The sequence below is a fragment of the Pseudomonas sp. GW822-FHT02E03 genome (assembly GCF_058802325.1).
The window spans coordinates 63,201-79,983 of the sequence record NZ_JBXAOA010000020.1 but is presented as its reverse complement, the minus strand read 5'-3'; the positions used below and the strand labels follow the sequence as shown (position 1 = coordinate 79,983).

The window sequence follows — 16,783 nt, the reverse complement described above, 5'->3', positions numbered from 1 at the left end:
TTCGCGTCGGCTGTGGTCGGGTTTGTCTGTAGGCCATGGCGATCAGCTGTGTCGTGCGACATGGGGGCAACAGTCAACGGCATCGGACGGGTGCCCCCCTGCAGCCGCCGCTGGTACAAATCTGTGGGGGCAACGGCTGGAGTGGCATAGCATCGGTCGTCATCACCAGATCGGTGATGACGCATTGCGGGAAGTCGGGCTGTCAGCGTTTTGGATAAAGCAACTTCATGAGTTGTTTGTCTTTTCTACTGATCTTGCGGTTGATAGGAATTTCCCAATCGCCCAGTGTCAGTGTGTTAGCCACGGGGTGATGCATGATGGACTTCCTGTCGTAAGGCGTATAAATCGCTTCGATGGTATCGAAGGGCTGAAACAGGTTCATATCGACTTGTTCTTTGGTCAGTGGATTCATCTCTCGATTTTGGTAGAACTCATACACTTTCGGTTTATCCCAAGGAATATTGGCTTCGGGGTGTTGATGTTCGTGCATCGCCCCTAATGCATGTCCGAATTCATGGGTCACGATCACTTCGAAATCTTCATGTTCAGGCTCGACGCCCAGATCCATGGTTGGCCAGTCTGGATGAATCAATAGCGCATCGGTGCCCAACATCGAGCTGTTAATAGGGTTTTTTGTCGCAATTCGGACATCACCTTCCAGCCCTTCGACGAAATCGAAACTCAGATTGATATAGGGCAGCCACTGACTGGCCGCCCCGATGATCTTCTGTTTGTGTTCATCGTCGGGATCGTCGATAAATGCGATTTTGAGCGTGCGTCCATTTGCCCACAACTTCGAATAAGCGATCAGAGAGCGCTTGCGACGTGTGCCGAGGGTGGATCCTGCATTTCCGGGGTTTTCATTGATAGCCGCGTCGTAGGATTGCTGGTCGTCGGGCCATTGGATAAGGGTGCAGTTTTCAATATTGTTCATTAGGTACTTCTTCCATGAAGTAAAGGCTAAAGTTGTGTGTGAGTGCGCACAGTGATGCGCTGCATGAGAGTAAGAGGTCTCTGCAGTTCAGTGAATTTTAATTGCGAGTGATGTGTTACTGGTTATAAAAAAGCCCCCGCACTGTATTGCACAGTGCGGGCGGGGAGACTATTTGTTGCGGGTAATGAACGCGCGAATGCGCTCGGCCGCTTCCACGCATTCAGCCAGCGGCGCAACCAGCGCCATGCGTATGCGTCCGGCACCCGGGTTGACGCCATCGACATCGCGGGACAAGTAGGAGCCCGGTACCACGGTCACGTGTTCCTGTTCGAACAGATCACGGCAGAACGCCGCGTCATCACCGTTCACATTCGGCCACAGGTAAAAACCACCGTCCGGACGCTGTACCTCCATCACCGGGCTGAGGATCTCCAGCACCGCATCGTATTTCTCGCGGTACAGCGCACGGTTGGCGCGTACATGCACTTCATCATTCCATGCGGCAACGCTGGCCAGTTGGGTCTGAACCGGCATCGCGCAGCCGTGGTAGGTGCGATACAGCAGAAAGCCTTTGAGAATATCGGCATCACCGGCCACGAAGCCCGAACGCAGGCCCGGCAGGTTGGAACGCTTGGACAGGCTGTGGAACACCACGCAACGCTTGAAGTCCTTGCGACCCAGTTCGACGCATGCACTGAGCAGGCCGGCCGGTGGGGTTTGTTCGTCGAAATACAGTTCGCTATAGCATTCGTCTGCGGCGATCACGAAGTCGTGTTCGTCAGCCAGGGCGATCAGCTTCTTCAGGGTTTCGACCGGAATCAGCGCGCCGGTCGGGTTGCCTGGAGAGCACAGGAACAGGATCTGGCAGCGTTTCCAGATGTCCGGCGAAACAGCGTCGAAATCCGGGTTGAAGCCGTTTTCATCCAGGCACGGCAGGTAATGCGGCTTGGCGCCGGCGAGGAATGCCGCGCCTTCGTAGATTTGATAGAACGGGTTCGGGCTGACCACCAACGCGTCGTCACCACGGTTGACCACGGTCTGGGTAAACGCGAACAGCGCTTCGCGCGTGCCATTGACCGGCAGCACATTGCGCGCCGGGTCGAGCCAGCCGTTCGGGACGCTGAAGCGACGTTCGCACCAGGCGGCAATGGCTTCACGCAGGGCCGGAATGCCGAGGGTGGTCGGGTACACGGCCATCTGATCCAGATTGCTTGCCAGGGCTTCAGCGACAAAAGCTGGCGAGCGGTGTTTCGGTTCGCCGATGGATAACGCAATGGCGCGTTTATCCGGGTTTGGCGTGACGCTGCCGAGCAGGGCACGGAGCTTTTCGAACGGGTAGGGCTGCAACTGGTTCAGAGCGTTGTTCATGGGGGCCTCGTTCAATGTGGGAGGGCTAGTGTGGTGCAGGGGGCAACAAGCCCCCTCTCCACAGGAAGTCCATTCCCACAGGGGAAAATGGTTGGTTCAGATACTGATGCGCGACAGTTTGATATCGGGTTCCTGGCTGACGCTCAGCTGTTCGACGATGGCATCCTGCAAGCGGCTGCACAGCAACGGGTCGGACAGCGGCTGATTGTTCGCATCGGTGATGAAGAACACGTCTTCCACGCGCTCGCCCAGGGTGGCGATCTTGGCGTTCTGCAGCGATAAGTCGAATTCCAGGAAGATCGTGCCGATCCGCGCCAACAACCCCGGACGGTCGGGCGCACTGAGCTCCAGCACGGTCACCGGACGCTGAGCATCGTTGTGGATTGTGACCTGTGGCGCAAACGCGAAATGCTTGAGCTGGCGCGGCACTCGACGCTGGATGATGGTCGGGTAGTTGTCCGGGTTGCGCAGGGCTTCGGTCAGGCCTTCGCGGATCTGCTTGACCCGCGCCGGGTTGTCGCCGATCGAGTCTCCATCGGTGTCGAGCACGATATAGGTGTCGAGAGTGAACTGGCTGCTGGAGGTGATGACCCGGGCATCGTGAATGTTCAGGTTGAGCTGGTCCATCGCTGCCACGGTCACGGCGAAAAAGTCGTGCTGGTCCGGTGCATAAATGAAGATCTGCGTACCGCCCTCGAACTCGCGCTGGGTGGTTTCCTTGATCAGCACCAGCGGGCCGCCGTCGGCCGGCTGCTGCAAAATCGCGTCAGTGTGCCAGGCCACGTCGCCGGCGGTGTGACGCAGGAAGTAGTCATCGCCCAATTGCGCCCAGAGCTGCTCGACATCGTCCGGATCGTTGCCGCCGCGTACGAGAATGTCCAGCGCCGCGCTCTGGGTCTGGCGGATCTGCTCTTCGCGATCCACCGGGTTTTCCAGGCCACGACGCAAGGCGCGCTTGGTCTCGGTGTAGAGCTGGCGCAACAGGCTCGCGCGCCAGGAGTTCCACAGCGTCGGGTTGGTTGCGTTGATGTCGGCAACGGTCAGCACGTACAGATAATCGAGGCGGGTTTCATCGCCTACGGTCTGCGCGAAATCGTGGATCACATGCGGGTCGGACAGGTCTTTGCGCTGGGCCGTGGTCGACATCACCAGATGGTTCTGCACCAGCCACACGATCAGGCGGCTATCCCAGATCGGCAACTGGTGGCGCTGGCAAAAAGCTTCGGCATCCACCGCGCCGATTTCCGAGTGATCGCCATGCCGGCCCTTGCCGATGTCGTGATAAAGACCGGCCAGGTAAATCAGTTCGGGTTTGGGCAGTTTGGCCATGAGCTTGCTGGCCAGCGGGAATTTTTCCGACACCTGGGTGTACTGCAGCTTTCGCAAGTGCTTGATCAGGTTCAGGGTGTGCGCGTCGACCGTATAGATATGAAACAGGTCATGCTGCATCTGCCCGACAATGAAGCCGAACTCCGGCAGATAGCGCCCAAGGATGCCGTAACGGTTCATCCGCCGCAGATTGCGGTGGATGCCGATTTTGCACTTGAACAGCTCGATGAACAGGCTGGTATTACGAATATCGTTGCGGAAGTCGTCATCGATCAGATGACGATTCTCGCGCAGCAGGCGGATGGTATCGGCGCGTACACCTTTGATTTCCGGTTGCTGGGCCATCAGCACAAAGATCTCGAGCATGGCGAATGGCGTACGGCGGAACACGTTGTCGCTACGCGCCTCGATGTAGCCGTCGTGCAGCTGGAACCGCGAGTTGATCGGCTGTGGTGGTGCTTCGTCTTCGGGGGCCAGGATCACTTCTTCAAAGTGCTGGATGATCAGGTCGCTGAGCTGGGCAATGCTCATGACTACCCGGTAATACTGCTGCATGAAGTTTTCGATGGCTTGCTTGGCGTCGTTGCCTTCGAACCCCAATAGCCCGGCGATGGAGCGCTGGTGGTCGAACAGCAGGCGGTCTTCGGAACGGCCGGCGAGCATGTGCAGTGCGTAACGTACCTTCCACAAAAACTCCTGGGACGAGGCCAGCAGGGCGTTTTCGCTCTCCACCAGGAAACCTTCGCCCGCAAGGGCCCGCAGGTTCAGGGTGCCGTACTGACGCCGGGCGACCCAGAGAATCGTCTGAATATCCCGCAGTCCGCCGGGAGAACCTTTGACGTTGGGTTCCAGGTTGTATTCAGTGTCGTTGTACTTGTGGTGGCGGGCTTTCTGCTCGGCGCGCTTGGCCAGGAAGAACTCCTTGCTGGGCCACATGTGCTCGGTACTGGTGACGTCCAGCATGCGCTGGCGCAGTCGTTCGGGGCCGCAAATGGTGCGGCTTTCCATCAGGTTGGTGACGACCGTCAGGTCGGCGCGAGCCTCGACGGCGCATTCATCCACCGAACGAACGCTCTGGCCGACTTCCAGGCCGATGTCCCACAGCAACGTCAGAAAGCGTTCGATGGAATCCCGAAAAATTTCGTGATCGGCGCTGTCCAGCAAAATCAGCAGATCGATGTCGGAATAGGGGTGCAACTCGCCGCGACCGTAGCCGCCGACTGCCACCAGGGCGATATCGGCGTCTTCGCTCCAGTTAAACTGTTCCCAGGCTTGTTGCAGGATGTTGTCGACAAACCAGGCGCGATCTTCGATCAGCCGGCGAATGTCCCGGCCACTGCGGAACCGCTCGTCGAGCACCTCGCGGGCCTGACGGATCGCCTTCTTGAAAGCAGCAATAGGGCTTGCCTTCAGGGCCAGTTCAGCCTGGAACTGGCCGCGGTCGAAGAGTTCGGGATCCACCTGCGGCATCGATTGGCTTTCCTTTCTATAAGGCTGGGAACGGAGCGGGCGGGATCAGGCCGAAACGCGCGCGATGGTATCGTCGTTGCGCAGGGTGAAGATCTCGTAGCCGGTTTCGGTCACCAACAGGGTGTGCTCCCACTGCGCCGACAGCTTGCGATCCTTGGTGATAGCGGTCCAGCCGTCGCCCAACACCTTGGTGTCGGCCTTGCCCTGGTTGATCATCGGCTCGATGGTGAAGGTCATGCCGGCCTTCAGTTCCATGCCGGTGCCGGCGCGGCCGTAGTGCAGGATTTGTGGTTCTTCGTGGAACACCTTGCCGATGCCGTGGCCGCAGAACTCGCGAACCACCGAGAAGCCGTTCTTTTCCGCGTGCTTCTGGATCACTTCACCGATATCGCCCAGGCGGCAGCCGGGTTTGACCAGTTCGATGGCCTTGTACATGCATTCCTGAGTCACCTGGGACAGACGTTCGGCCCAGACCGGCACGGTACCGACGTGGAACATGCGGCTGGTGTCGCCGTGGTAACCGTCCTTGATCACGGTGACGTCGATGTTCAGCGTGTCGCCATCCTTCAACGGTTTCTCGTTCGGGATGCCATGGCAGACCACATGGTTGATTGAGGTGCAGATCGACTTCGGGAAGCCCTTGTAGTTGAGCGGGGCAGGGATGGCTTTCTGCTCATTGACGATGTAGTCGTGGCAGATGCGGTCCAGTTCTTCGGTGGTGACACCCGGCTTGACATAATCGGCAATCATTTCCAGCACATCGGCGGCCAATTTGCCGGCGATCCGCATTTTTGCGATGTCCTCTGGGGTTTTGAGGGTGACGGTCATACAGGCTCTCTCTGCGCTCAATGGCGCCTTCTAAAACGAAATGGGCATTGCGTGAGCGATCTTCGCAGCCCTGAAAAACGCGATTCTACCAGACGATCAGCGCAAATCTGAGCCTCTGTGCATCGCTTCTCTCTATAGGATGGCGCATTCTGGGAAGATTCCAAGGCAGGGGTGAAAAGCATTCCTCAGGTTTTCAGAATCCGGGTTCCGTTTTTTTCTGCCTTGTGATATAAAATGCGCCGCTTTCCGGGGATACCCTGGGAAGCTTAAATCCACACACGTGTCGACACGATGACCTGGGTGCCTTCAGCTGATGCTGCTGGTTGGTCATTGGGATACGTGGAGGCCAAACCCGACTTATTAAGGAACTATCATGTCCCAAGTCAACATGCGCGATATGCTGAAGGCCGGTGTGCACTTCGGTCACCAGACCCGTTACTGGAACCCGAAAATGGGTAAGTACATTTTCGGCGCGCGTAACAAGATCCACATTATCAACCTTGAAAAAACCCTGCCAATGTTCAACGAAGCTCTGACTTTCGTAGAGCGTCTGGCCCAGGGCAAAAACAAGATCCTGTTCGTCGGCACCAAGCGTTCCGCTGGCAAGATCGTTGCTGAAGAAGCAGCACGTTGCGGTTCGCCGTACGTCGATCACCGCTGGTTGGGCGGCATGCTGACCAACTTCAAAACCATCCGTGCTTCCATCAAGCGTCTGCGTGACCTTGAAGTACAAGCCGAAGACGGTACTTTCGCCAAGCTGACCAAGAAAGAAGCGCTGATGCGCACTCGCGATCTTGAGAAGCTGGATCGTTCCCTGGGTGGTATCAAGGACATGGGCGGTCTGCCAGACGCTCTGTTCGTTATCGACGTTGATCACGAGCGCATCGCGATCACCGAAGCCAACAAGCTGGGCATCCCGGTTATCGGCGTAGTCGATACCAACAGCAGCCCGGAAGGCGTTGACTACATCATCCCAGGCAACGATGACGCAATCCGCGCTATCCAGCTGTACATGGGTTCGATGGCTGACGCTGTTATCCGCGGTCGCAACCACGTTGCTGGCGGCACCGAGCAGTTTGTTGAAGAAGCTCCGGCAGCTGCAGCTGAGTAATTGACGCCCTGGCGTTGACTCAGTAAGCAAAAAGGGGGCTTGGCCCCCTTTTTGCCACCTCGAAAACCATTTGTGAGCAGCGCAGCTACAGCATCTGTAACGTGCAGCGGCTAACAAGGGTGGTTCGGGAAGAATTGAACGCCCGTTCGATCGGGTGGAATGGTTGAAAACCTATCCAAGAGGAATTTGAAAATGGCAGAGATTACTGCAGCGTTGGTCAAAGAACTGCGCGAGCGTACTGGCGAAGGCATGATGGACTGCAAAAAGGCCTTGACCAAGGCCGGCGGCGACATCGAAAAAGCCATTGATGACATGCGTGCTTCGGGCGCCATCAAGGCTGCCAAGAAAGCTGGCAACGTTGCCGCTGAAGGCGCGATCGCTCTTAAAGAAGACGGTAAATCCGCCGTTCTGCTGGAAGTGAACTCGCAGACCGACTTCCTGGCTTTGCAGGATGATTTCAAGGCATTTGTTGCTTCCAGCGTAGAAAAAGCGTTCGCTGACAAGCTGACTGACGTCGCTCCGCTGATCGAAGCTCAAGAAGCCGATCGTCTGGTTCTGGTCGGCAAGGTTGGCGAAAACGTCAACATCCGTCGCCTGGCTCGTGTTGAAGGTGATGTTGTTGGTGGTTACCTGCACGGCAACAAGATCGGTGTCGCGGTTGTTCTCAAGGGCGGCAACGTTGAGCTGGCCAAAGACATCGCTATGCACGTTGCGGCTACCAACCCTGAATTCCTGCTGCCATCGGAAGTTTCCGCTGAAGCGGTCGAGCGCGAGAAAGGCGTGTTCCTGACCCTCAACGCTGACAAGATCGCCGGCAAGCCAGAAAACATCGTTGAAAACATGGTCAAAGGCCGTATCAGCAAGTTCCTGGCTGAAGCGAGCCTGGTTGAGCAGGCGTTCGTCAAGAACCCTGAAATCAAGGTCGGCGAACTGGCCAAGAAAGCCGGTGCAGAAATCGTTTCTTTCACCTACTTCAAAGTAGGCGAAGGCATTGAGAAGCCGGTCGACAACTTCGCTGAAGAAGTTGCTGCCCAGCTGGCTGCTGCCAAGCAATAAGACGGTTTTTTAACTGTCGCCCTGAAGAGGCTGCCCGCTCACGCGCGCAGCCTCTTTTCAGATGGGGATGCCAATTTATTTGGCTTCTCGTCGGAACTGGCTTACAAAGCCGTGTTCCGATGGCGCTGTGATAGCGTCAAGCTAGAGTGAACGCAGGCTGCAAACAGCCCGCAAAGAATTTTTTAAAATACGCCGCAGGAGAGATTCGCAATGGCTCAGCAGGGCAGTGGTTATCAGGCTCGCTATAAACGCATTCTACTCAAGCTTAGCGGCGAGGCCCTGATGGGCTCGGAAGAGTTCGGGATCGATCCGAAAGTTCTGGATCGCATGGCGCTGGAAGTTGGCCAACTGGTCGGCATCGGTGTTCAGGTTGGTCTGGTGATCGGCGGGGGTAACCTGTTTCGCGGTGCGGCGCTCAGCGCGGCCGGCATGGATCGGGTCACTGGCGACCACATGGGCATGCTGGCCACTGTGATGAACGCCCTGGCGATGCGTGATGCGCTGGAACGTGCCAATATCTCGGCCATCGTGATGTCGGCCATTTCCATGGTTGGCGTGACCGATCACTATGATCGCCGCAAAGCCATGCGCCACCTGAACGCCAAGGAAGTCGTGATTTTTGCGGCCGGTACCGGTAATCCGTTCTTCACCACGGATTCGGCAGCTTGCTTGCGTGCAATCGAAATCGACGCTGACGTCGTGCTCAAGGCAACCAAGGTCGATGGCGTTTACACGGCTGATCCATTCAAAGACCCGCATGCCGAGAAGTTCGATCATCTGACTTATGATGAAGTACTGGATCGCAAGCTGGGCGTGATGGATCTGACGGCTATTTGCCTGTGCCGCGACCACAAGATGCCGTTGCGCGTATTTAACATGAACAAGCCCGGCGCCCTGCTGAACATCGTACATGGCGGCGCTGAAGGGACTCTGATCGAGGAAGGCCAACAATGATCAATGAAATCAAGAAAGACGCTCAAGAGCGCATGAAAAAATCCGTCGAATCGCTGGCGCACAACTTCGGCCGTATTCGTACGGGCCAGGCGCACCCAAGCATTCTGGAAGGTGTCATGGTTCCGTACTACGGCTCCGACACGCCGATCAAGCAAGTGGCGAACATCACCGTGAAAGACGCCCGTACCCTGCAAGTGGTTGCCTTTGAGCGCAACATGCTGGGTGCCGTCGACAAAGCCATCGGTAGCGCGGGTCTGAACCTCAACCCGACCAACCTCGGCGAGTTGCTGCTGATCTCCATGCCGGCCCTGACCGAAGAAACCCGCAAGGGCTTCACCAAGCAGGCTCGCGATGTCGCTGAAGATGCCCGTGTTGCGGTGCGCAACATCCGTCGTGATGCGAACAGCCAACTCAAGGATCTGGTCAAGGAAAAGGAAATCAGCGAAGACGAAGAGCGTCGCGCTACTGGCGAAATTGATGATCTGACCAAAAAATACGTGGCTGAAATTGACGCGAATTTGGCGCAGAAAGAAAAAGACCTGATGGCCGTATAAGGGTCACGTTTTAATGGATAAGACAAAGCAGACTGCGCCGTCCGCGGTGCCGCGCCATGTCGCGATCATCATGGATGGTAATAATCGCTGGGCGAAAAAACGCTTTATGCCGGGTGTCGCCGGGCATAAAGCGGGCGTGGATGCGGTGCGTGCGGTGATTGAGGTGTGTGCCGAGGCCAAGGTCGAAGTACTGACCTTGTTCGCCTTCTCCAGCGAGAACTGGCAGCGCCCGGTAGATGAAGTCAGTGCCTTGATGGATTTATTCTTCAAGGCGTTGCGTCGCGAGGCCAAGCGCCTCAACGACAACAACATCAGTTTGCGCATCATTGGTGATCGCTCGCGTTTTCACCCGGAGCTTCAGGCCGCCATGCGCGAAGCTGAGGCGATGACTGCCGGTGCCAACCGCTTTGTCCTGCAGATCGCTGCCAACTACGGCGGTCAGTGGGATATCGCGCAAGCCGCGCAGCGTCTGGCCCGTGAAGTTCAGGCCGGGCATCTGCGTCCGGAGGACATTACCCCCGAGCTGTTGCAAACCTGCCTGGCGACCGGTGATCTGCCGTTGCCAGACTTGTGCATCCGTACCGGTGGCGAGCATCGCATCAGCAATTTCCTGCTGTGGCAACTGGCTTACGCCGAGTTGTACTTCTCCGACCTGTTCTGGCCGGACTTCAAACACGACGCCATGCGCAATGCGCTAGCCGATTTCGCTTCTCGCCAGCGTCGCTTCGGTAAAACGAGCGAGCAGGTCGAGGCTGGAGCCCGGGTTTAATGCTTAAACAACGAATCATCACGGCACTGATTCTGCTGCCGATTGCCCTGGGCGGGTTTTTCCTGCTCGAAGGGTCCGGTTTTGCGCTGTTCATCGGGCTGGTGGTGACGCTTGGGGCGTGGGAGTGGGCGCGGTTGGCAGGTTTCGCTGCTCAGTCGATTCGCCTTGCCTATGCCGCTGTGGTTGCGTTGATGCTGTTTTTCATGCACATCCTGCCGGGGCTCGCGCCTTGGGTGTTGGGTGCCGCGGTGCTCTGGTGGGGCATGGCCACGTACCTGGTATTGACCTATCCACAGTCCAGTCAACATTGGGCCAGTGCTGCCTGCAAGCTGGTGATCGGTTTGTTGATTCTGTTGCCGGCGTGGCAGGGGCTGGTCCTGATCAAGCAGGAGCCCTTGGGTAACTGGCTGATCATGGCGGTGATGGTGCTGGTCTGGGGGGCCGATATCGGTGCGTACTTTTCCGGTCGGGCCTTCGGCAAACGCAAGCTGGCGCCACAGGTCAGCCCTGGCAAGAGCTGGGAAGGCGTGTACGGCGGCTTGCTGGTGAGTCTGGTGATTACAGCAATCGTCGGTTTTGTGCGGGACTGGAGTTTCGCTCAGATGCTGACGGGGTTGTTCGGTGCCGCAATAATCGTGTTCATTTCGGTGGTGGGCGACCTCACCGAAAGCATGTTCAAGCGCCAGTCGGGGATCAAGGACAGCAGTAATCTGCTGCCTGGCCACGGCGGCGTGCTGGACCGAATCGATAGCCTGACGGCGGCGATTCCGGTATTCGCCGTGCTGCTGTGGATGGCCGCACCGTGAGCCGCCCACAACAGATTACCGTGCTGGGAGCGACCGGTTCGATTGGTCTGAGTACCCTCGACGTCATCGCCCGTCATCCCGAGCGTTATCAGGTTTTCGCCTTGAGCGGTTTCACTCGTTTGAGTGAACTGTTGGCGCTGTGTGTGCGTCATGTACCGCGCTTCGCCGTCGTGCCGGAATCTGGCGCTGCCCGACGCTTGCAGGACGATTTGCGCGCGGCCGGTCTGTCGACCCGGGTTCTGGTAGGGGAGGAGGGCTTGTGTCAGGTCGCCTCCGATCCGCAAGTCGATGCGGTCATGGCGGCCATTGTCGGTGCGGCGGGCTTGCGTCCGACCCTGGCGGCGGTCGAGGCTGGCAAGAAGATTCTTCTGGCCAATAAAGAAGCGCTGGTGATGTCCGGTGCGCTGTTTATGCAGGCCGTGCGCAAAAGCGGTTCAGTGCTGCTGCCAATCGACAGCGAACACAACGCGATTTTCCAGTGCATGCCACAGGATTTCGCTCGTGGACTTGGCGCGGTCGGGGTGCGTCGGATTTTACTGACAGCCTCTGGCGGCCCGTTCCGGCAGACGCCCATGGCCGAACTGGAGCACGTTTCCCCCGAACAAGCGTGTGCCCATCCGAATTGGTCCATGGGGCGCAAGATTTCAGTGGATTCGGCCAGCATGATGAACAAAGGGCTCGAGCTGATCGAAGCCTGCTGGCTGTTCGATGCCACGCCGTCCCAGGTCGAAGTGGTGATTCACCCGCAGAGCGTGATCCATTCGCTGGTCGACTACATCGATGGTTCGGTATTGGCGCAGTTGGGCAATCCGGACATGCGCACGCCGATCGCCAATGCCCTGGCCTGGCCGGAACGAATCGACTCGGGTGTTGCGCCGCTGGACCTGTTTGCCATCGCTCGCCTGGATTTCCAGGCACCCGATGAGGAACGTTTTCCGTGCCTGCGCCTTGCGCGTCAAGCCGCCGAAGCTGGCAATAGTGCGCCGGCCATGCTCAATGCCGCGAATGAGGTGGCTGTGGCGGCGTTTCTCGACGGGCGGGTTCGCTACCTGGAAATCGCGAGTATTATCGAGGAAGTATTGAACCTCGAGCCTGTGGTTGCAGTGAATGATCTCGAGGCAGTGTTTACGGCTGATGCGAAAGCACGGGTACTGGCCGGGCAATGGTTGAGCCGTCACGGGCGATAAGTGCTGCAATACGTTGCCCCATGCAGCACTGATAGGATTGCGGAGAAAGTACATGAGCGCGCTCTATATGATTGTCGGCACCCTGGTAGCGCTGGGTGTGCTGGTCACCTTCCACGAGTTCGGCCATTTCTGGGTCGCACGTCGCTGTGGGGTCAAAGTGCTGCGTTTCTCCGTGGGCTTTGGCATGCCGTTGTTGCGCTGGCACGACAGCAAAGGCACTGAGTTCGTAATCGCCGCCATCCCGTTGGGTGGCTACGTGAAGATGCTCGACGAGCGCGAAGGCGAGGTCCCGGCCGAGCAGATCGATCAATCCTTTAATCGCAAATCTGTCCGTCAGCGCATCGCCATCGTCGCGGCCGGCCCGATCGCCAACTTTCTATTGGCAATGGTGTTTTTCTGGGCATTGGCAATGCTGGGCAGCGAGCAGGTGCGGCCGGTTATCGGCGCGGTAGAGTCTGGCAGTATTGCCTCCAAGGCAGGTTTGAGCCCGGGCCAGGAAATCATGGCCATCGATGGCGAGCCAACCTCCGGCTGGGCCGCGGTGAACCTGCAACTGATCCGTCGTCTGGGCGAGAGCGGTGCCGTTCAATTGCTGGTCCGCGAACAGGGCTCCACGGTGGACTCACCCCGTGAGCTGGTGCTGGACAAGTGGCTCAAGGGGGCTGAGGAGCCAGATCCGATTCGCTCGCTGGGCATTCGTCCTTGGCGTCCGGCGTTGCCGCCCGTCCTGGCCGAATTTGATCCGAAAGGGCCGGCTAAGGCTGCCGGCCTGAAAACGGGTGACCGCTTGTTGGCCCTTGATGGCAAGGCGCTGGACGACTGGCAGCAGGTAGTCGACATCGTCCGTATGCATCCGGATACCAAAATCATGCTGCGCGTCGAGCGCGATGGTGCTCAAATCGACGTCCCTGTGACGTTGGCCGCTCGCGGCGAGAGCAAATCGCCCAGTGGTTATCTGGGCGCCGGGGTGAAAGCGGTCGATTGGCCACCAGAGATGATTCGCGAAGTCAGTTACGGTCCGGTGGCTGCGATTGGCGAGGGTGCCCGACGCACTTGGACCATGAGTGTACTGACCCTCGATTCTCTCAAGAAAATGTTGTTCGGTGAGCTCTCGGTAAAAAACTTGAGTGGACCGATAACCATTGCTAAAGTGGCGGGCGCTTCTGCCCAGTCGGGCGTCGCTGATTTCCTGAATTTCCTTGCTTATCTGAGTATTAGCCTGGGGGTTCTGAATTTGTTGCCCATTCCTGTACTGGATGGGGGGCATTTGTTGTTTTATCTGATCGAGTGGGCGCGTGGTCGTCCCTTGTCGGATCGGGTGCAAGGTTGGGGGATACAGATCGGTATCAGTTTGGTGGTCGGGGTGATGTTACTTGCTCTGGTTAATGATCTGGGCCGACTGTAACGCTTCGCTGAATTGCGAATCTGCCGCATTTTGCGGCAGTTTTTATTGCCAGTTGGAATAAGAAAGGACTTCATGAAACGTCTGCTGCTAACTGCGGTTCTCACCGTATTGATGATCGCCGAAGTTCACGCCGAGTCCTTCACTATCTCTGATATTCGCGTCAATGGCCTACAGCGGGTCTCCGCGGGTAGCGTCTTTGGTGCCTTGCCGTTGAACGTCGGCGAACAGGCGGATGATCGTCGCCTGGTGGAATCCACTCGTGCGTTGTTCAAAACCGGGTTCTTTCAAGATATCCAGCTGGGTCGCGATGGCAACGTCCTCGTCATCACTGTAGTCGAGCGTCCGTCGGTCGCCAGTATCGAGATCGAAGGCAACAAGGCGATCTCCACTGAAGACCTGATGAAGGGCCTCAAACAATCCGGTCTGGCCGAAGGCGAGATCTTCCAGCGCGCCACCCTTGAAGGTGTGCGTAACGAGCTGCAGCGTCAATACGTCGCTCAGGGCCGCTACTCCGCTACTGTCGATACCGAAGTGGTGCCACAGCCGCGTAACCGCGTGGGCCTGAAGGTCAATATCAACGAAGGCACCGTTGCAGCTATCCAGCACATCAACGTGGTGGGTAACACTGTTTTCCCTGATGAAGACCTCATCGACCTGTTCGAACTCAAGACTAGCAACTGGTTGTCGTTCTTCAAGAATGATGACAAGTACGCTCGTGAAAAACTCTCCGGTGACCTGGAGCGTCTGCGCTCCTACTATCTGGATCGCGGCTATATCAATATGGATATCGCTTCGACCCAGGTGTCCATCACCCCGGACAAGAAACACGTCTACATCACCGTCAACGTCAACGAAGGCGAGAAGTACACCGTTCGTGACGTCAAGCTCAGCGGTGACCTGAAAGTCCCTGAAGACCAGATCAAGTCCCTGCTGCTGGTTCAGAAAGGCCAGGTGTTCTCGCGCAAGCTGATGACCACCACGTCCGAACTGATCACCCGTCGCTTGGGTAACGAGGGTTACACCTTCGCTAACGTCAACGGCGTGCCTCAGCCTCACGATGACGATCACACGGTCGATATCACGTTCGCTGTCGATCCGGGCAAGCGTGCTTATGTGAACCGTATCAACTTCCGTGGCAACACCAAGTCCGAAGACGAAGTGCTGCGCCGTGAAATGCGTCAGATGGAAGGCGGTTGGGCTTCGACTTACCTGATCGATCAATCCAAGACACGTCTGGAACGTCTGGGCTTCTTCAAGGAAGTCAACGTCGAGACGCCGGCCGTGCCCGGTGTCGATGACCAGGTTGATGTGAACTACAGCGTTGAAGAGCAGGCGTCCGGCTCGATTACCGCCAGCGTCGGTTTCGCCCAGAGTGCCGGTCTGATCCTTGGTGGTTCGATCACCCAGAACAACTTCCTGGGTACCGGTAACAAGGTCAGCGTCGGTTTGACCCGCAGTGAATACCAGAGCCGCTATAACTTCGGTTATGTCGACCCGTACTGGACTGCTGACGGTGTGAGCCTGGGGTACAACGCTTTCTATCGCACCACCGACTACGATGAGCTTGACGCCGACCTCACCAGCTACGCGGTAGATAGCCTGGGTGCGGGCGTGAATGTGGGCTATCCGATCAGCGAGACTTCGCGTCTGACCTTCGGTCTGTCGGCACAGCAGGACGATATCAAAACCGGCCAGTACACTGTTGACGAGATTTTCGACTTCGTTAACCGTGAAGGCGACAGCTACCTGAACTTCAAGGCTTCGGCCGGTTGGTCCGAGTCCACTTTGAACAAAGGCGTATTAGCGACCCGTGGCCATTCCCAGAGCCTGACTCTGGAAACCACTACCCCGGGTAGCGATCTGTCGTTCTTCAAGCTTGATTACCGTGGCCAGTTGTTCCAGCCAATTACTGAAAACTACACTGTGCGTCTTCATACCGAACTGGGTTATGGCGATGGCTATGGCTCGACCGATGGCTTGCCGTTCTATGAGAACTACTATGCTGGTGGTTTCAACTCGGTTCGTGGTTTCAAGGACAGTACACTGGGTCCGCGCAGTACACCTAGTCGTGGTCAGGCTGTCACGGGTAACGCCGGTACGATCGCCGACCCGGACCAGGATCCGCTGCCATTCGGTGGTAACGTCCTGATCCAGGGTGGTGTTGAAGTGCTGTTCCCGCTGCCCTTCGTCAAGGATCAGCGTTCCCTGCGTACTTCGGTATTCTGGGATGTGGGTAACGTATTCGACTCCAACTGCGACAAAACGACGAACGCCAATGTCGGTTCGACCGCTCAAACCGAATGCAACGACATCAGTCTGAGCAACGTGGCCAGCTCCGTCGGCCTCGGCGTGACCTGGGTTACCGCACTGGGTCCTTTGAGCTTCGCGTTGGCCATGCCGATCAAGAAACCGGATGACGCTGAGACTCAAGTGTTCCAATTCTCCCTCGGCCAGACGTTCTAAGCGTCTGACCCAAGATAACGACAATGGATTTTGTAGGAGTGCATCGTGCGTAAGTTGACTCAATTGGTTCTCCTGGCGACCGTACTGGTTGCAGGACCGGCTTTTGCCGATATGAAAATCGCCGTACTGAATTATCAGATGGCACTGCTGGAATCTGACGCGGCGAAAAAATACGCCGTGGATGCCGAGAAGAAGTTTGGCCCGCAACTGACCAAGCTCAAGAGCCTGGAAAGCAGCGCCAAGGGTATTCAGGACCGTCTGATGGCCGGTGGCGACAAGATGCAGCAAGGCGAGCGCGAACGTCTGGAACTCGAGTTCAAGCAAAAGGCCCGTGATTTCCAGTTCCAGTCCAAGGAATTGAACGAAGCCAAAGCCGTTGCTGACCGTGAAATGCTGAAGCAGCTCAAGCCGAAACTGGACAGCGCTGTGGAAGAAGTCATCAAGAAAGGTGCCTTTGACCTGGTCTTCGAGCGTGGCGCAGTGATTGATGTCAAGCCTCAGTACGACATCACTCGCCAGGTTATCGAGCGCATGAATCAGCTGAAGTAA

General features: G+C 57.3%; 14 protein-coding genes. 10 read left to right on the top strand and 4 right to left on the bottom strand.

What is annotated here, in order from left to right:
* Positions 1 to 202 precede the first annotated feature (202 nt).
* The 4 genes from AC1RQB_RS16735 to map all read right to left on the bottom strand — a co-directional run bounded on the left by AC1RQB_RS16735 (position 203) and on the right by map (position 5,929).
* Entirely contained in the window at positions 203 to 934 is a 732-nt protein-coding gene (locus AC1RQB_RS16735; RefSeq protein WP_063342633.1) for a M12 family metallopeptidase, read from the bottom strand.
* Between the two features lie 168 nt (positions 935 to 1,102).
* Positions 1,103 to 2,302 (bottom strand): succinyldiaminopimelate transaminase, encoded by a 1,200-nt coding sequence (dapC, locus tag AC1RQB_RS16730; RefSeq protein WP_063342634.1) that lies wholly within the window; start codon positions 2,300 to 2,302, stop codon positions 1,103 to 1,105.
* Positions 2,303 to 2,398: 96 nt separating this feature from the next.
* A complete protein-coding gene (locus AC1RQB_RS16725; protein WP_008070339.1) occupies positions 2,399 to 5,101 on the bottom strand; it encodes a [protein-PII] uridylyltransferase in 2,703 nt (900 codons plus the stop codon).
* 45 nt (positions 5,102 to 5,146) lie between these two features.
* A complete protein-coding gene (gene map, locus AC1RQB_RS16720; RefSeq protein ID WP_008070337.1) occupies positions 5,147 to 5,929 on the bottom strand; it encodes a type I methionyl aminopeptidase in 783 nt (260 codons plus the stop codon).
* Between the two features lie 373 nt (positions 5,930 to 6,302).
* Here map and rpsB point away from each other — a divergent pair, with 373 nt between their 5' ends.
* The 10 genes from rpsB to AC1RQB_RS16670 all read left to right on the top strand — a co-directional run bounded on the left by rpsB (position 6,303) and on the right by AC1RQB_RS16670 (position 16,783).
* A complete protein-coding gene (gene rpsB / locus AC1RQB_RS16715; RefSeq protein ID WP_007907989.1) occupies positions 6,303 to 7,040 on the top strand; it encodes a 30S ribosomal protein S2 in 738 nt (245 codons plus the stop codon).
* A gap of 192 nt (positions 7,041 to 7,232) precedes the next feature.
* Positions 7,233 to 8,096 (top strand): translation elongation factor Ts, encoded by an 864-nt coding sequence (tsf, locus tag AC1RQB_RS16710; RefSeq protein WP_063342635.1) that lies wholly within the window; start codon positions 7,233 to 7,235, stop codon positions 8,094 to 8,096.
* Between the two features lie 210 nt (positions 8,097 to 8,306).
* A complete protein-coding gene (pyrH, locus tag AC1RQB_RS16705; protein ID WP_003172271.1) occupies positions 8,307 to 9,050 on the top strand; it encodes a UMP kinase in 744 nt (247 codons plus the stop codon).
* Positions 9,047 to 9,604, top strand: a complete 558-nt coding sequence (gene frr / locus AC1RQB_RS16700; RefSeq protein ID WP_007907979.1) for a ribosome recycling factor — start codon at positions 9,047 to 9,049, stop codon at positions 9,602 to 9,604. The genes pyrH and frr overlap by 4 nt, the downstream gene beginning before the upstream one ends.
* Positions 9,605 to 9,617: 13 nt before the next feature.
* A complete protein-coding gene (uppS, locus tag AC1RQB_RS16695; protein WP_063342636.1) occupies positions 9,618 to 10,373 on the top strand; it encodes a polyprenyl diphosphate synthase in 756 nt (251 codons plus the stop codon).
* Positions 10,373 to 11,179, top strand: coding sequence for a phosphatidate cytidylyltransferase (locus AC1RQB_RS16690; RefSeq protein WP_063342637.1), 807 nt, complete (start codon positions 10,373 to 10,375; stop codon positions 11,177 to 11,179). Before uppS ends, AC1RQB_RS16690 begins: the two co-directional genes overlap by 1 nt.
* Positions 11,176 to 12,366 (top strand): 1-deoxy-D-xylulose-5-phosphate reductoisomerase, encoded by a 1,191-nt coding sequence (gene ispC / locus AC1RQB_RS16685; protein ID WP_008070326.1) that lies wholly within the window; start codon positions 11,176 to 11,178, stop codon positions 12,364 to 12,366. The genes AC1RQB_RS16690 and ispC overlap by 4 nt, the downstream gene beginning before the upstream one ends.
* Before the next feature lie 52 nt (positions 12,367 to 12,418).
* Complete coding sequence (gene rseP / locus AC1RQB_RS16680) at positions 12,419 to 13,771, top strand: sigma E protease regulator RseP (RefSeq protein ID WP_063342638.1); 1,353 nt, start codon at positions 12,419 to 12,421, stop codon at positions 13,769 to 13,771.
* Positions 13,772 to 13,843: 72 nt separating this feature from the next.
* Positions 13,844 to 16,234, top strand: coding sequence for an outer membrane protein assembly factor BamA (gene bamA, locus AC1RQB_RS16675; RefSeq protein ID WP_063342639.1), 2,391 nt, complete (start codon positions 13,844 to 13,846; stop codon positions 16,232 to 16,234).
* A gap of 45 nt (positions 16,235 to 16,279) precedes the next feature.
* Positions 16,280 to 16,783 carry an OmpH/Skp family outer membrane protein gene (locus tag AC1RQB_RS16670; RefSeq protein WP_007907155.1) on the top strand — a complete coding sequence of 168 codons (504 nt, stop codon included), beginning with the start codon at positions 16,280 to 16,282 and terminating at the stop codon, positions 16,781 to 16,783.

What these genes read in the sequence shown, in the direction of transcription:
- AC1RQB_RS16690 (WP_063342637.1), top strand. Translation starts at nt 10,373, where the DNA reads ATGCTTAAACAACGAATCATCACGGCACTGATTCTGCTGCCGATTGCC.
- dapC (WP_063342634.1), bottom strand. Translation starts at nt 2,302, where the DNA reads ATGAACAACGCTCTGAACCAGTTGCAGCCCTACCCGTTCGAAAAGCTC.
- tsf (WP_063342635.1), top strand. Translation starts at nt 7,233, where the DNA reads ATGGCAGAGATTACTGCAGCGTTGGTCAAAGAACTGCGCGAGCGTACT.
- pyrH (WP_003172271.1), top strand. Translation starts at nt 8,307, where the DNA reads ATGGCTCAGCAGGGCAGTGGTTATCAGGCTCGCTATAAACGCATTCTA.
- rpsB (WP_007907989.1), top strand. Translation starts at nt 6,303, where the DNA reads ATGTCCCAAGTCAACATGCGCGATATGCTGAAGGCCGGTGTGCACTTC.
- AC1RQB_RS16735 (WP_063342633.1), bottom strand. Translation starts at nt 934, where the DNA reads ATGAACAATATTGAAAACTGCACCCTTATCCAATGGCCCGACGACCAG.
- frr (WP_007907979.1), top strand. Translation starts at nt 9,047, where the DNA reads ATGATCAATGAAATCAAGAAAGACGCTCAAGAGCGCATGAAAAAATCC.
- uppS (WP_063342636.1), top strand. Translation starts at nt 9,618, where the DNA reads ATGGATAAGACAAAGCAGACTGCGCCGTCCGCGGTGCCGCGCCATGTC.
- rseP (WP_063342638.1), top strand. Translation starts at nt 12,419, where the DNA reads ATGAGCGCGCTCTATATGATTGTCGGCACCCTGGTAGCGCTGGGTGTG.
- map (WP_008070337.1), bottom strand. Translation starts at nt 5,929, where the DNA reads ATGACCGTCACCCTCAAAACCCCAGAGGACATCGCAAAAATGCGGATC.
- bamA (WP_063342639.1), top strand. Translation starts at nt 13,844, where the DNA reads ATGAAACGTCTGCTGCTAACTGCGGTTCTCACCGTATTGATGATCGCC.
- AC1RQB_RS16725 (WP_008070339.1), bottom strand. Translation starts at nt 5,101, where the DNA reads ATGCCGCAGGTGGATCCCGAACTCTTCGACCGCGGCCAGTTCCAGGCT.